The sequence below is a fragment of the Nocardia otitidiscaviarum genome, from assembly GCF_007362295.1.
In the GTDB taxonomy this organism is placed as follows: Bacteria; Actinomycetota; Actinomycetes; order Mycobacteriales; family Mycobacteriaceae; genus Nocardia; species Nocardia otitidiscaviarum.
This window is the reverse complement of record NZ_CP041695.1, coordinates 1,834,184-1,848,450: the sequence shown is the minus strand read 5'-3', so window position 1 is coordinate 1,848,450 and position 14,267 is coordinate 1,834,184. Positions and strand designations below refer to the sequence as shown.

The window sequence follows — 14,267 nt, the reverse complement described above, 5'->3', positions numbered from 1 at the left end:
GTCAGCGGCTGGCGCGGCGGCGGTGCGCGGCGACGTGCACGGCCGTCGAGCAGCGGGTGGAGCAGAAGCGACGGCGGCCGTTGCGGGAGGTGTCCACGAACACGATGGCGCAGCCGTCGCGGGCGCAGCGGCCGATGCGGTGCGGGTCCTCGCAGAACAGCGAGGCCAGGCCGAAGGCCGTGTACGCCTTCACCCGCTCGTCCACCGGGGCCGTCTCGTCGGAGTAGTGCAGATGCGGGGCGCGGCCGTCGTGGGTGGAGATGTAGGGGCGACTGGTGGTCGCGGCCAGCAGGGCGTTGAGCAGTTCGACCGACGGCCGGTCGAAGACCGCGTCGAGTGCCGTGCTCCAGCGCCGCAATTCGGCCTGCTGGCGGGCGTCGATGGGGCCGAGCGGCTTGTAGTCCGCCTCGGCCAGCAGGCGACCGAGGTCTTGTTCGGGTGGGGCATTCACCAGGCGCACGGCCAGTTCGGCCGCCACCCCGCCGTAAGGGTTGAAATGCACTGAACCATTACAGCAGGGTGGAGCCATGTCAGCCACCTGCCCCACCTGCGCCTGGCCCACCCCGACCACCGTGTCCACCCACGGCGACGTGCGCTACCTGCGCTGCGTCTGCGGGCGGTGGCTGATCCAGGAGCGCGGGGCCGTACTCGCCACCGCCGGGGAGAGCGTCTTCGCCGACTCGGAGTAGGTCCGGTCCAGGAGTGAGTCCGGTCCAGGAGTGAGTCCGGTCTAGACGACCACCTGCACCACGTCACCCGGTGACAGATGATGGAACGTCGTCTCCGCACCCTCCGGCGTCATCCGGATACACCCGTGCGACTGCTCCTCGATCGGTCCGATGTGGGTGGCGATGTCCCCGTTGAAGAAGACCGCCCATTTCATCGGCACGTGGTGCAGGGTGCTCCAGTGGTCTTCCCGTTTGAACGCGACCCGGAAGGTCCCCGGCGGCGTCTCGTATCCGGGCCGTCCGTGCGAGATCGGCGTCGGCCCGTAGGTGACCCGGCCGTCCTCCATCAGCCACGCCTCATTGGTCGACAGCCGCATGCACATGCGCGCCGAGGCGTCACACGGCGCGACCACCGGCGCGGGCGGTGGCGGCGGGATGATCGCCGGGACACCCGGGATATCGGGTCCGCCCGGCCACAGCGGTTCGGCCTGCGCGGGCGCGGCGACGACGAGTCCGGCCGCCACCAGGCCGACCACGGCCGCGACTCTGCCTGCCCACGAACGACCTGTCCGGGAACGCTTCCTATCCATGACGCTTCCAGCCTCTCGCCTCGACCGGGCGGCGAGCAGCCGAATCACCGGTCGTCTGTATGGAAGGGCCCTGTGGGTATCGCCATATTCCGGAAGACAATCAATGGTACTGTCCGGCAGCCTTTTCCGCGATCATTCCGGACGCACCGCGGACGGCAGCAGGCCGTCCACGATGGCGGCCAGGCCCTGGCGGTGTGTATCCCGGACGGTCAGCTCGGCCCAACGGTCGGCGACCGCGGCGACCGTGGGCAGTGCGGTCACGTCCAGGTCGGCCAGCGCGTCCGCGCGGTCCAGCGCGGCGGCACGCTCCGGCGCGCCCTGTCGGCGTTCCCGGTTCGCGCGCATGACCAGATCGCCGACGATGTAGTACCAGAGGGTGCGGTACACGTCGACGGCCTGCTCGGGAGTGTGGCCGCAGGCCACCGCCGCCGCCATCATGACCTCCACCATCGGCATGGCCGAGGGGACGACGAGCGGGTCGGCCGCCAACACCTCCACGATCCACGGCCGTTCGGCCAGACGCTCGTACAGCACCAGCGCCGCGGCGAGCAACCGCTGCCGGGGATCCTCGGGCAACTCCAGTCGCGGGATCTCCCGCGCATGTGACTCCAGGACCAGTAGCAGCAGTTCGTCCTTGTCACGCACGTGGTGATACAGCGCCATCGCGGTGCTGTCGAGTTCCTTGGCCAGCCGCCGCATGGACAGCGCCTCCGGCCCCTCGTCGCGCAGCACCCGGTCGGCGGCGGCGACGATCGATTCCCGGGACAGCCGCGCCGGTCGGCCCGCCCTGCCCCGTGGTGCTGTTGCTCCGGACATCCGACCATCCTCCCTTACTCCCCGCTGCGGTCCGCCCGGGGCGGTGGCTCGGCGCGCGCACTCGAGGTACCTTTATTTTACGCGTATAGAAATGGATGGAGCCATGCCTGCCACCGACCTCGCCGAGCCCGCCGACGCCCTGTCCGCGCCGCACCTCGCACGCCGCTACGGCCCCGGTTTCGCGGCCGTCGTCACCCTGCAGATCATCGGCGCGATCGCCGGTCTCGCCCCACTGCTGGCGGTCGTCGAACTCGGCCGAATGCTGTTGTCGCCCAATCCCCTCGACCATGGGGACGTCCGATTCGCGGTCATCGCCGGTGCGGTCGGCCTGTTCGTGCGCCTGCTGTGCACGGCCGCGTCCGCGGGCATCGGTCATCTGCTCGACGGCCGCATCCAGCTGTGGCTGCGACGGCAGCTGGCCGCGCACCTGGGAACGGTGCCGATCGGCTGGGTCTCCCGGCGACGCACCGGCGAACTGGCCACCGTGGTGGGACCGGATGTGAGCGCCGTGCATCCGTTGCTCGCGCACGCCCCGGGCGAACTCGTCAACGCCTTCGTGGTGCCACTGGTCGCGCTGGCCTACCTGGTCACCGTCGACTGGCGGCTCACGCTCATCAGCCTGATCTCGGTGGTGCTGGCGGTGGCCGTGGTTCCGCTCATGCTGACCCCGACCCGGCAGCGCGAACAACAGGACCGCGATGCGGCCATGGCCCGTATTGCCGCCGCGGCGGTGGAGTTCGTCCAGGGCATCGCGGTGGTGAAGGCATTCGGCGGCGGCCAGCGGGCGCATCACGCGTTCCGCACGGCCACAGCGGAATTCGCCGACATCTTCCGCCGCTGGGTGCTCGGCCTGTCCGGACCCGCCGCGGCCATGTCGGTGGCGCTGTCGCCACCGTTCGTCCTGCTGGTGATCCTCGTCGGCGGTGCCGCGCTGATCACCGGCGGCTCGCTGGCCCCGGCCGATCTGCTGCCCTTCCTGCTGCTCGGACTGGGACTGACCGCACCCGTCGCCGCCCTCGGCCACGGCTTCGACGATCTGGTCGAGGCCCGTGCCGCCTTCGGCCGGATCCGGAACGTGCTTGCGGTACCGCCCCTTTCGACACCAGCCCACCCGAAGCCGCCGCGGGGGCACCGCGTCGAACTGCGCGGCGTCCGCTTCGGCTACGACGACGACCACGAGGTGCTGCGCGGTATCGACCTGACCCTCGAGCCCGGCACGGTCACCGCCGTCGTGGGACCTTCGGGCAGCGGAAAGTCCACGCTGGCACAGCTGTTGCCGCGCTACTTCGACCCGACCCACGGCCGGATCCGGCTCGGTGGAGTCGATCTGCGCGATATCGACAGCCGTGATCTGCACGCATCGATCTCGTTCGTCTTCCAGGATGTGCGGCTGCTGCGCGCGTCGATCGCCGAGAACATCGCGCTGGCGGTACCGCACGCCGACCGCGACGCGGTAGTGCGCGTCGCCCGACTGGCGAACATCCACGACCGGATTCTCGAACTGCCGCGCGGCTACGACGCGGTGGTCGGCGTGGACGTGCGACTGTCGGGCGGTGAGGCGCAACGGATCTCGATCGCCCGGGCCCTGCTCGCCGATGCCCCGGTGCTGGTGCTCGACGAGGCGACCGCCTTCGCCGACCCACGCACCGAACGCGCCGTGCGAGACGCCCTGGCCACGCTGGCGGGTGACCGCACGGTACTCGTGATCGCACACCGGCTCGAGACCATCGCCGACGCCGACACCGTCGTCGTGCTCGCGGACGGGCAGATCGTCGAATCCGGCCGACCCGCAGACCTATTGGCGCGCGGTGGCCGTTTCGCCGCGCTCTGGCACGCACACCGATCCGCCCACACCGACGGCGACATCACACCGGGAGCCGACCACTCATGATTCGCATGCTGCTACGACTGCTGGGTCCCGACTACGCCGCGCCCATGCGGCGCACCGTGGCCCTCATGACCGCGGCCGCCGTGGCCGAAGGGCTGTCCTACGCGCTGCTGGTGCCCGTACTGCGAGCCCTGTTCGGGGACCATCCCGGCGACGCCCGCCCCTGGCTGCTCGCTTTCGCGGGCGCGGTCGCGGGCTACGCCGTGCTGCGCTATCGCAGCGACCTGTCCGGCTTCCGCGTCGGCATCGCGTTGCTGCGCGGCGTCTATCACCGATTCGGCGATCATCTGGCCCGGCTGCCGTTGGGCTGGTTCGACTCCGGTCGTGTCGGGCAGGTCTCGACGCTGGCCGGCGAGGGCATCCTGGGTGCCATGGGCGCGGCGGCGCATCTGCTGTCCCCGTTCATCTCCGCATCCGTGACCCCGCTGACGATCCTGGCCGTGGTCCTCGTCGTCGACTGGCGGCTCGGCCTGGCCGCCCTGCTCGCGGTGCCGGTCCTGGTGGCGATTCAGTGGTGGGCGGGGCGCGCGAGCGCCGCCGCCGACGCCCAACGGCTCGAACGCGGCAGCGAGGCCGCCGGGCGCGTCATCGAATACCTGCAGGCGCAGCCGGTGCTGCGCAGCGGCGGCCGCACCGCCGCTCGCTTCGACCTGCTCGACGACGCGCTGTCCGCACTCGAGCGAACCGCACGCCGCTCCACCCTGTCGGCGCTGCCCGGCATCATCGGCCTGACGGTCACGGTGCAGGCGGTGTTCACCGCCCTGCTGGCGCTGGGCGCGTATCTGGCACTGGGCGGAGCCATCGGCGCGGCCGAACTGCTGGTGGTGCTGGTCCTCGCCGCCCGATGCGCCGACCCGCTGCTGTCGCTGGCGGAGATCGGCGGCAAGATGCGTGCCACCCGAGCGGAACTGGCCCGCCTCGACGCGGTGCTGCGCACCCCGCCACTGCCGCAGCCGCGCCGGCCGATCGAGCCGGTGCGCGCGGATCTGGAACTCGACGCCGTCACGCTGGGATCATCGACGGCGAGCACGGGCCGACAGGGACGCACGATGATCGACGGCGTGACGCTGTCGGTGCCGGAGGGCAGCCGCCTCGCCGTCGTCGGACCGTCGGGTGCGGGCAAGAGCACCCTGCTCCAGCTGCTCGCCCGATTCCACGACGTGGACGCGGGCGCGGTGCGCCTCGGCGGCGTCGATGTGCGCGACATCGCCACGGAGACACTGATGGAGCGCATCGCCATCGTCTTCCAGGAGGTGTACCTCTTCGACGGCACCATCGAGGAGAACGTCCGCCTCGGCCGCCCCGACGCGGCGCCCGAGCAGGTCCGGGCGGCGGCCACCGCCGCCCGCCTGGACGAGGTGGTCGCCCGACTGCCCCGGGGGTGGGACACTCCGGTCGGCGAGGGCGGCGCACTGCTGTCCGGCGGTGAGCGCCAACGCGTCTCGATTGCGCGAGCGTTGCTGAAGGATTCCCCCGTCATCCTGCTGGACGAGATCACCGCCGCGCTGGACCCGCTCAACGAGGCGGCCGTGCACGCCGCCCTCGACCGCCTCACCGCGGGGCGCACCGTGGTGCAGGTCGCCCACCGGCTGCGCACCGTGCGGCGGGCCGACCGCATCGCCTTCCTGGACAATGGTCGGATCGTCGAGCAGGGCACTCACGACGAATTGCTGCGGCGTGGTGGCCGCTACGCCGAATTCTGGCAGCTCGCACTGGTTCCCACCGCGAGCGAGTGAGCGGTCGGCGTCAGGACTCCCCGGCGCGGCGGGCGTGCCAGCGGTCGAAGAGTACGGGGAGTTCGGCGACGAAGAAGTCGAAGAAGTCGCGCATCTCGGCGAGGCGGCGTCCCACCGGGGTGTCCTCGCCGAGGAGTTCGACGCCCTCACCGGCGGTTTCGGACCACATCTTCATCATGCGGTCGCGTTTGAGGAAGCTCGCGTACCACAGATCGTCGCGCAGCCGGTACGAGTCGCGGCGTTCACCGGGCACGCGTTCCTTGATGATCAACCCGACCTGGTCGAGGTAGGCCACCGCGCCGGATACCGCCGCGGGGCTGATGGACAGCGCCTCGGTGAGCTCCCGGGCCGACATCCGGCCCTCCTCGGTCACCATGAGCGCCGCGAACACGCGCGCGGGCATCCGGGGCCAGCCCATATCGGTGAGCCCCAGCGCCAACTTCTCGACGAAGCGGGCCGTGGCGTCGCCACGGTCGGATGGGGCCGGATTCGCCGACACCAGCACTCCTCTCGGATCAGCCGACAGGATCGGCGGACGCGGACTCGTCCCCGAACAGCTCCTGGCGGCGCTGCTGCCATCGTCGCATCGTGTGCGGCAGTTCGGCGCGCATGAACCGGTAGTACTCGAGTGTTTCGCGCACCCGGCGGCCGCCGGGACGGGCGTGGTCGAGCAGTTCGACCCCTTCGTTGAGGAAGCGCACCGAGCGATCCAGGGCCTCCTGCCGCTGCATGGTGATGGCGTACCAGACGTCGTCGTCGTAGACGCGGTAGGTGTCGTGCCGGGCGCCGGGTTCGCGCTCACGGCCGAGCAGTCCGATCCGCACCAGGTGGCGGACCGCTCCCGAGACGGCGGCCGGGCTCACCCGTAGGCCCCGGGCCAGTTCCTGGGCGGTGTAGCGCTCGGCGTCATCGGCGAGGACGAAGGCGAACACCCGCGCCGAGGTGCGCGGCATGCCGGATTCGGTGAGCAACAGCGCGAACTGTTCCACGAACCGCAGGACGGCTTCCTCCTGCTGATCCTCCGGCGCTGTCGACACCCGTTCAACCTCCCATTGCCGTTATCGATGAGTAGCTACATCATAGCTTTTAGAACATTCACAAATTTGTGAAAGATATGTACGCTGCCTGCATGGACAACGCCATCGCCATCACCGGACTGCACAAGTCCTTCGGCCCCACCCAGGCACTCGACGGCCTCGATCTGCAGGTCGCCCGGGGCGAGGTGCACGGCTTCCTGGGCCCGAACGGCGCGGGGAAGACGACCACCATCCGGGTCCTGCTCGGACTACTCCAAGCCGACCGGGGCGAGGTGAACCTGCTCGGCGGCGACCCCTGGAACGACGCGGTGGACCTGCACCGGCGACTCGCCTACGTTCCCGGCGACGTGGAGCTGTGGCCCAACCTCACCGGCGGCGAGGCCATCGACCTGTTCGGCCGCCTGCGCGGCGGACTGGACAAGCGGCTGCGCGACGAACTCATCGAACGCTTCGATCTCGACCCGACCAAGAAGGGGCGCACCTACTCCAAGGGCAACCGGCAGAAGGTCGCGCTCATCGCCGCACTGGCCGCCGACGTGGAACTGTTCCTGCTCGACGAACCCACCGCGGGCCTCGACCCGCTGATGGAGGTCGTCTTCCAGGACGTGGTGCACGAGGTGAAGAGCGCCGGTGCGACCGTCCTGCTGTCGAGTCACATTCTGGCCCAGGTGGAGAAGCTCGCCGATCGGGTGAGCATCATCCGACAGGGCCAGGTCGTGCAGTCCGGAACCCTCACCGAGATGCGGCATCTCACCCGCACCTCGGTCGAGGCCGTGACCGAGCGCCCGGTCACGGGACTGGCGGAACTGGCCGGTGTCCACCACGTCACCACCGAGGACGGCAGGCTGCGCTTCGATGTCGACGGCGCGGCGCTCGACGCGGCCATCGCCCGGGTCAGCGCCGCCGGTATCCGCTCACTGACCAGCCATCCGCCCACCCTCGAGGAACTCATGCTGCGGCACTACGGCGACGAGCTCGCCGCCAGCGGCAACGGCCAGGGAGTGAGCGCGCGATGAGCACCCTCACCGGTACCGCCGCGCCCACCCGGCCCGCCGCCGGGCACGGCACCGCCTTCACCGGAACCGGCACCCTGCTGCGCTTCATGCTGCGCCGCGACCGAATCAAGTTGCCCGCCTGGATCATCGGCATCACCTTCATGGGTTTGTACTACGCGGCCGCGCTGCCGCAGGTGTACAAGACCCAGGAGGATCTGCGCGCGGTCAGCCAATTCGCCGAGGGCACCATGGGCGCGCTCATCGCCGGTCCGGGCTACGGATTGACCGATCCCACCGTCGAATCCGTGATCGTCGCCATCTACGGGCTGTACTTCCTGCTGCTGGCCGCGCTGATGAACATCCTGCTCATCTCCCGGCACACCAGGGTGGAGGAGCAGACCGGCCGGGCCGAGCTGATCCGCGCCAACGCCGTCGGCCGCCACGCCCCGCTCACCGCGGCGCTGCTGCTGGCGGCGGCCGCGAATGTGGCGCTCTCCCTGCTGATCGCGGGCAGCTTCGCCATCTCCGGTCTCGACACCAGCGGTGCGCCGCTGTTCGGCGCGAGCGTCGGCGCCGCCGGTCTGGTCTTCGCCGGGATCACCGCGGTGACCGTGCAGGTCACCGAATACTCCCGCGCCGCATCGGGTGTGGCCGGTGCCGCGCTCGGCGTGGCGTACGTGGTGCGCGCGGCCGGGGATACGATCCGGGAGGGCGGCAGCGCGCTGTCCTGGTTCTCCCCGCTGGCCTGGTCGCAGCAGACCCGCGCCTACGTGGATCCGCGCTGGTGGCCGCTGGCGCTGTCGGTCGGCTGTGCCGTCGCGGCGGCGGCGATCGGCTACGCACTGTCGAGCCGCCGCGATCTGAATGCCGGTCTGGTCGCGCCGCGCCGCGGTAACCGCGAGGCCCCCGCCTGGCTCGATTCCCCTGTCGCCCTTGCCTTCCGGCTCCAGCGGGCCAGCCTGATCGGCTGGTCGCTGGCGCTGGCGGCGAGCGGGCTGCTCTACGGCGCGCTCACCAGCACCCTGGTCGACGCGTTCGAGGATCTGCCCGACAATGTCGTCGACGTCATGGGCGGTGACCCGAGCCGCATGCTGGACGGCTACGTCAGCACCATGGCCGTCTTCGACGCCCTGCTGGTGGCGATCTTCGTCATCCTCGGTGTGCAGTCGCTGCGCGGCGAGGAGACCAAGGGCCACGCCGAACCCGTGCTGGCCACCGGCACCAGCCGCTGGGCGCTGTTCGGCGGCTGGATCGGGGTGCTGGCGGCCGGGGCGGCCGCCCTGCTGCTGGTGGTGGGCGCGGCACTGGGCCTGTCGGCGGCCGTCTCCATCGGCGACGGCTCCTACCTGGGCAAGGTCATCGCGGCGCATCTGGCGTATCTGCCCGCCGTCCTGGTGGTGCTGGCGGTGGCGGCGCTGCTGTTCGGCGTCGTGCCGGGAGCGGTCGGCGCGGCCTGGGCGCTGTTCGGCTTCGCGATGATCCTCGCCTTCTTCGGATCCATCATGGACCTGCCGCAATGGGTGATGAACCTGTCGCCGTTCGAACACACCGCCGCGCTACCGCTGGAACCGATGACCTGGTCCCCGCTGGTCGTCCTCACCGCCCTCGCCCTCGCGCTGATCGGGGCGGGCGGCACGGCCTTCCGGCGGCGTGACCTCGATATGAAGTAGGGACCGGCGCGGATCGCGGATCCGGAGGTTTGCGTTCGCCCGCGCGTGACACTCGAAGAACAGTGAATACCGGTCCGCACCGGAGCGCGATCGCGCCCGCACTGCTGCTACTGCTGGCGGGCGCGGTCGCTCTCGTCTCCGCACTGCTGGGCGGCGGCACCGCGCACGGTCAGCAGGCGGACAGCGGTGTGCTGGCGACCTCGGTGGACGGCCCCATCACGACGGTCGTCGCCGACCATCTGCGCGAGGGCGTGCAGCGCGCCGAACGGGAGCAGCGCCGCGCCTTCCTGCTCGAACTGGACACCCCCGGCGGACTGGACACCGCCATGCGGGCGATCGTGCGGGAATTCCTCGACGCGCAGGTCCCGGTCGTGGTGTACGTCGCGCCGTCGGGGGCACGGGCGGCGTCGGCCGGATCCATCATCACCTCCGCCGCCCACATCGCCGCCATGGCGCCGGGCACCACCATCGGCGCTGCCACTCCGGTGGACGCGGCCAGTGGCGAGGAGGCCGGCGGCAAGGTCGTCGAGGACGCTGCCGCCTACGCGGTGTCGATCGCCGAACAGCGCGGCCGCGATACCGAATTCGCCGAGGACACCGTCCGGGAGGGCCGCGCGGTCACCGACCGCGAGGCGGTGGAGATCGGCGCGGTGGACCTGGTGGCCGCCGACCGCACCACCCTGCTGACCGAGATCGACGGCCGCACCGTGCGACTCGCCGACGGCACCGAAACCACCCTGCGCACCGCCGACGCCGCCGTGGACGACTACCGCATGGGCACCTTCGCCCAGTTGCGGCAGACCCTGGCCAACCCGACGCTGGCATTCCTGCTGCTCTCCCTCGGCAGCCTCGCCATCCTGTACGAATTGGCAAGTCCCGGAGCGGGTCTGGGCGGCGTGCTGGGTGCGGTGATGTTGGCGCTCGCCTTCGTCTCGCTCGCCGTGCTGCCGGTGAATATCGCGGGCCTGCTGCTGCTGGGCCTGGCCGTGGCGCTGTTCGTGGCCGAGCTGTTCACCCCCGGCATCGGGGTCTTCGCCGCCGGTGGTGCCATCGCCCTCGCGGTGTCCGGGTTGATGCTGTTCGACGAGCCGTTCGACGTCGACCCGCGCGTGCTGTGGCCGACGGCCGTGGTCGTCGGGCTGGGCGCGGTCCTGGCCGGACGGCTGGCCCTGCGCGCCCGGCGAGCCCCCACCGTCTCCGGCAGCCAGACGCTGATCGGACAGGAGACCACCATCGAGGAGGCCGAGGGCGAGCGGGGACGCGCCCGACTGGAGGGCTCGTGGTGGAACGTGCGCAGCGACGGGCCGCCGCTGCGTGCCGGGCAGCGGGTGCGGGTGGTCGACCTGCACGAGCTGACCCTCGTCGTCGAACCCCTCACACCGGAGAAGAAGTGAGTCAAGTGATACTCGGACTGATAGCCGCCGTGGTGGTCGTGCTGATGATGCTGGCCGCCGCCATCCGCATCGTGAACGAATACGAACGCGGCGTGATCTTCCGGCTCGGCCGGGTGATCGGCGCCAAGGGACCGGGCCTGTTCTTCATCATCCCGATCGTGGACCGCATGGTGAAGGTGTCGCTGCGCACGGTCACCATGGACATTCCGCCGCAGGACGTCATCACCAAGGACAATGTGACCGTCACCGTCAATGCGGTCACCTACTTCCGGGTGGTGGATCCGGTGCGATCGGTGGTGGCCGTGGAGGACCACGTCCTGGCCACCTCGCAATTCGCCCAGACCACCCTGCGCAGCATTCTCGGCCAGACCGATCTGGACGATCTGCTGATCAATCGCGAGCAGGTGAACTCGCAACTGCAGAAGATCATCGACGAGGTCACCAACCCGTGGGGCGTCAAGGTGGACCACGTGGAGGTCAAGGATGTGGAGCTGCCCGAGAGCATGCGCCGCGCCATGGCCCGGCAGGCCGAATCCGAACGTGAGCGCCGCGCGAAGGTGATCCACGCCAAGGGTGAACAGGAGGCCGCGGAAACCCTGGGCAAGGCCGCCGAGGTCATGGAGCGCCGCCCGGCCGCGCTGCAACTGCGGGTGCTGTCCACCATGGCCGATATCTCGGCGGACCGCAGTTCGACGCTGATCTTCCCGCTGCCCATGGAGTTCGTGAAGCTGGCCGATGCGGTGCGCCCGCTCGCCGAGGCCGCCGCCGCGCGGACGGAGGAGCCCCCGCAGCGGTGACCGCCCGCTGCGTTATCGTCGTCCCAGCATGTCGATACGTCGTTTTCTTCCCCGGGCAACATCGGAGTTGCCGACCGCCGATGGTTCGGCGCGCGCCCGCGCGCGGATCCCGGCGGCGTCCCGCCCGCTGCGCTGTGCGGCGGCACTGGCGGCACTACTGGGACTGACGGCGTGCTCGACCCGCGACGAGGCCCCGGTGCACCAGGGCGCCGCGCTCGCCCATCCCACGGCCGTGACGCCCGCGGATTACGAATTCCCGCTGGCCTGGGCCGGCGACTACACCTTCCGCTGGAGCGCCGCGGGCGATATCGACCTCGGCGCGCCGGAGGCGGCCGTGGTGCGCGCCTTCGCGGAGAGCACACAGGTGGCGCTGTCGGTGGGGGCGCGACTCGCGTATCCCGGCTACGCGGAGGTCATTCCGAACGGCAAATGGCTGCGCATTCCGGATGGCGGCGCGTACCCGCCGGGTGCGGCCGAGGGGGACTGGAAGCTGCGCTGGGCGGGCACGTTTCTCGGACGGATCCTGCGCATCCAGCCCGATGCCAGCGGTTTCACCGCCATGTACTGCCTGGACGACGTGGACGTGGCCGAGTCCTACGATGCCGGAGCCACCTACACCTGGCGGCAGGATCAGCCCGGGAAGCCGCCCCGCGGACTCCCGGTGTGGCTGACCGTACGCTCGACCGCCGCCCCCGCCGATCCCGAGGCCCCCGCGGCCGACACCGCCGGGGCAACCGGGGTGGACGCCCGCACCACCGAATTCGGGCATCGGCGGGCGCCGAACTACGACGTCTTCGAGGGCTGGACGATCACCGACGTCACGGCCACCGCGCCCCGCGACGCCGAGGCCGCCGCCCTCGCCGCGGCGTGCACGGCCTGGGCGCTCGACAATCCGCACATCAATCCGGCCTATCTGGCCGAGACGCCCAGCCGGGTACCGGCCGACCAGCTGCCCGAGGCGGCTCCGCCGCTGCCGGGCTGGGGTATCCGGATCGCCGAGTAGCCGAATGGTTGCGCTCGACTTCTAACATCGACGTGATGGCCAATTAACAGCCGGTTGATGCCCGTTGTGCGAGGATTGCGCTTCATATCGACACCTCGCCTGGGAGAACGCGCTTTGGCTGACTTTCTGAATACCATCAACGGATATATCTGGAGCAATGGGCTGGTCTACCTGTGTCTGGCGGCAGGTGTGTACTTCTCCATCCGATCCAGATTCGTTCAGGTGCGCCAGGTGCCGGAGATGGTCCGGCTGATGCTCAGGGGCGAGAAGTCGCCGTCGGGCGTCTCCTCGTTCCAGGCGCTGGCGATGTCGCTGTCCGGTCGCGTGGGCACCGGCAATATCGCGGGCGTCGCCACCGCCATCGCCTTCGGCGGCCCCGGTGCACTGTTCTGGATGTGGACGGTGGCCTTCCTCGGCGCGTCCACGTCCTTCGTGGAGTGCACCCTGGGCCAGATCTACAAGACCCGCGACCAACTCACCGGTGAGTACCGCGGCGGCCCGGCCTACTACATCAGCAAGGCGATGGCGCACACCCGCGCCGCCCCGGCCTTCAAGATCTACGGCTTCGCCTTCGCCGCGGTGACCGTGCTCGCGTGCGGTCTGCTGCTCCCGAGCGTGCAGTCCAACTCCATGGCCTCGGCCATGAACCAGGCGTGGGACGTGCCGACCTGGGTGGTGGCCGTGGGCGCGGTCATCCTGCTGGCCTTCGTGATCATCGGCGGCGTCAAGCGCATCGCCGCCTTCGCCGCGGTCGTGGTGCCGTTCATGGCCATCGCCTACATCCTGGTCGCACTGATCATCGTGGCGTTCAACGCCGCGGAGATCCCGAACGTCATCAGCACCATCTTCGCCAGCGCGTTCGGCGCGGACGCGGCCTTCGGAGCGATTCTCGGCGCGGCGGTCATGTGGGGCGTCAAGCGCGGCGTCTACTCCAATGAGGCCGGACAGGGCACCGGACCGCACGCCGCCGCGGCGGCGGAGGTCTCGCACCCGGCCAAGCAGGGCCTCGTCCAGGCGTTCGCGGTCTACATCGACACCCTGTTCATCTGCACCGCGACCGGCTTCCTGCTGATGTCGACCGGCGCGTACCGGGTGTTCGAGGGTGAGAGCTCCGACGGCACGGTACTGGCCGACGGCGGCGCGCTGCCGTCGGACACGGTGGTCGGCCCGGCCTTCGCCCAGACCGCGGTGGACACCCTGTGGAGCGGTGTCGGTGCCAGCTTCGTCGCCATCTCGCTGGCCTTCTTCTGCCTGACCACGATCATCGCCTACTACTACATGGCGGAGACCAATCTCCGCTTCCTGATGGGCAAGTACGCGCGGGTCCCGGTTCCGCTGATCCGCGGCACCGTCGGCTCCAACGTGACCCTGCTGCTGCAGGCGCTGATCCTGGTCTCGGTCACCATCGGCGCGGTCGCCACCGCCACCGACGCGTGGACCCTCGGTGATATCGGCGTCGGCCTGATGGCCTGGCTCAACATCATCGGCATCCTGATCCTGCAGCAACCGGCCTACAAGGCGCTGCGTGATTTCGAACGCCAGAAGAAGGCCGGACTGGACCCGACCTTCGATCCGCTGGCCCTGGGCATCCCCGGTGCCACGTTCTGGGAGACCTACGATCCGAAGTCCCGGGACAAGCTGACCAAGACCTCGGCGTAGCCGGTTCCGCACGC

The 14,267-nt window shown here is 70.2% G+C and carries 14 protein-coding genes; 9 read left to right on the top strand and 5 right to left on the bottom strand.

The window, feature by feature from the left end; genetic code table 11:
- Position 1 precedes the first annotated feature (1 nt).
- On the bottom strand, positions 2-502 hold the full coding sequence (locus FOH10_RS07835; RefSeq protein WP_143980223.1) for a CGNR zinc finger domain-containing protein: 501 nt from the start codon (positions 500-502) through the stop codon (positions 2-4).
- Between the two features lie 25 nt (positions 503-527).
- Between FOH10_RS07835 and FOH10_RS34735 the strand changes: the two genes are divergently transcribed.
- The gene (locus FOH10_RS34735) at positions 528-689 is read left to right on the top strand and encodes a hypothetical protein (RefSeq protein ID WP_162836489.1); all 162 of its coding nucleotides are present in this window, start codon (positions 528-530) and stop codon (positions 687-689) included.
- A 41-nt stretch (positions 690-730) separates the two neighbouring features.
- On the opposite strand, the gene FOH10_RS07830 is transcribed toward FOH10_RS34735, so the two are convergent.
- Together FOH10_RS07830 and FOH10_RS07825 are read right to left on the bottom strand one after the other, a co-directional pair.
- A complete protein-coding gene (locus tag FOH10_RS07830) occupies positions 731-1,204 on the bottom strand; it encodes a L,D-transpeptidase (RefSeq protein WP_029929530.1) in 474 nt (157 codons plus the stop codon).
- A gap of 186 nt (positions 1,205-1,390) precedes the next feature.
- Positions 1,391-2,074: a TetR/AcrR family transcriptional regulator gene (locus tag FOH10_RS07825; protein ID WP_143980221.1), complete on the bottom strand. Its 684-nt coding sequence runs from the start codon at positions 2,072-2,074 to the stop codon at positions 1,391-1,393.
- A gap of 103 nt (positions 2,075-2,177) precedes the next feature.
- Between FOH10_RS07825 and FOH10_RS07820 the strand changes: the two genes are divergently transcribed.
- Together FOH10_RS07820 and FOH10_RS07815 are read left to right on the top strand one after the other, a co-directional pair.
- Positions 2,178-3,965 carry an ABC transporter ATP-binding protein gene (locus FOH10_RS07820; protein WP_244961765.1) on the top strand — a complete coding sequence of 596 codons (1,788 nt, stop codon included), beginning with the start codon at positions 2,178-2,180 and terminating at the stop codon, positions 3,963-3,965.
- Positions 3,962-5,698 carry an ABC transporter ATP-binding protein gene (locus tag FOH10_RS07815; protein WP_143980219.1) on the top strand — a complete coding sequence of 579 codons (1,737 nt, stop codon included), beginning with the start codon at positions 3,962-3,964 and terminating at the stop codon, positions 5,696-5,698. The genes FOH10_RS07820 and FOH10_RS07815 overlap by 4 nt, the downstream gene beginning before the upstream one ends.
- A gap of 10 nt (positions 5,699-5,708) precedes the next feature.
- Here the strand turns inward: FOH10_RS07815 and FOH10_RS07810 are convergent, their stop codons facing one another.
- Positions 5,709-6,197 (bottom strand): GbsR/MarR family transcriptional regulator, encoded by a 489-nt coding sequence (locus tag FOH10_RS07810; protein ID WP_143980218.1) that lies wholly within the window; start codon positions 6,195-6,197, stop codon positions 5,709-5,711.
- A gap of 16 nt (positions 6,198-6,213) precedes the next feature.
- Complete coding sequence (locus tag FOH10_RS07805) at positions 6,214-6,735, bottom strand: GbsR/MarR family transcriptional regulator (RefSeq protein WP_029929539.1); 522 nt, start codon at positions 6,733-6,735, stop codon at positions 6,214-6,216.
- 92 nt (positions 6,736-6,827) lie between these two features.
- Between FOH10_RS07805 and FOH10_RS07800 the strand changes: the two genes are divergently transcribed.
- From FOH10_RS07800 to FOH10_RS07775, 6 genes are all read left to right on the top strand, one after another.
- Positions 6,828-7,751, top strand: a complete 924-nt coding sequence (locus FOH10_RS07800) for an ABC transporter ATP-binding protein (protein ID WP_039812328.1) — start codon at positions 6,828-6,830, stop codon at positions 7,749-7,751.
- Entirely contained in the window at positions 7,748-9,400 is a 1,653-nt protein-coding gene (locus FOH10_RS07795) for an ABC transporter permease (RefSeq protein WP_143980217.1), read from the top strand. The genes FOH10_RS07800 and FOH10_RS07795 overlap by 4 nt, the downstream gene beginning before the upstream one ends.
- Positions 9,401-9,462: 62 nt before the next feature.
- The gene (locus FOH10_RS07790; RefSeq protein ID WP_221937942.1) at positions 9,463-10,794 is read left to right on the top strand and encodes an NfeD family protein; all 1,332 of its coding nucleotides are present in this window, start codon (positions 9,463-9,465) and stop codon (positions 10,792-10,794) included.
- Positions 10,791-11,591, top strand: a complete 801-nt coding sequence (locus FOH10_RS07785; RefSeq protein WP_039812092.1) for a slipin family protein — start codon at positions 10,791-10,793, stop codon at positions 11,589-11,591. Before FOH10_RS07790 ends, FOH10_RS07785 begins: the two co-directional genes overlap by 4 nt.
- Positions 11,592-11,619: 28 nt before the next feature.
- Entirely contained in the window at positions 11,620-12,594 is a 975-nt protein-coding gene (locus FOH10_RS07780) for a hypothetical protein (RefSeq protein WP_143980216.1), read from the top strand.
- A 114-nt stretch (positions 12,595-12,708) separates the two neighbouring features.
- A complete protein-coding gene (locus FOH10_RS07775; protein ID WP_143980215.1) occupies positions 12,709-14,253 on the top strand; it encodes an alanine/glycine:cation symporter family protein in 1,545 nt (514 codons plus the stop codon).
- The last annotated feature ends 14 nt before the right edge of the window (positions 14,254-14,267 follow it).

Coding starts and splice junctions, on each gene's coding strand:
- FOH10_RS34735 (WP_162836489.1), top strand. CDS start 528: ATGTCAGCCACCTGCCCCACCTGCGCCTGGCCCACCCCGACCACCGTG.
- FOH10_RS07825 (WP_143980221.1), bottom strand. CDS start 2,074: ATGTCCGGAGCAACAGCACCACGGGGCAGGGCGGGCCGACCGGCGCGG.
- FOH10_RS07820 (WP_244961765.1), top strand. CDS start 2,178: ATGCCTGCCACCGACCTCGCCGAGCCCGCCGACGCCCTGTCCGCGCCG.
- FOH10_RS07815 (WP_143980219.1), top strand. CDS start 3,962: ATGATTCGCATGCTGCTACGACTGCTGGGTCCCGACTACGCCGCGCCC.
- FOH10_RS07800 (WP_039812328.1), top strand. CDS start 6,828: ATGGACAACGCCATCGCCATCACCGGACTGCACAAGTCCTTCGGCCCC.
- FOH10_RS07795 (WP_143980217.1), top strand. CDS start 7,748: ATGAGCACCCTCACCGGTACCGCCGCGCCCACCCGGCCCGCCGCCGGG.
- FOH10_RS07780 (WP_143980216.1), top strand. CDS start 11,620: ATGTCGATACGTCGTTTTCTTCCCCGGGCAACATCGGAGTTGCCGACC.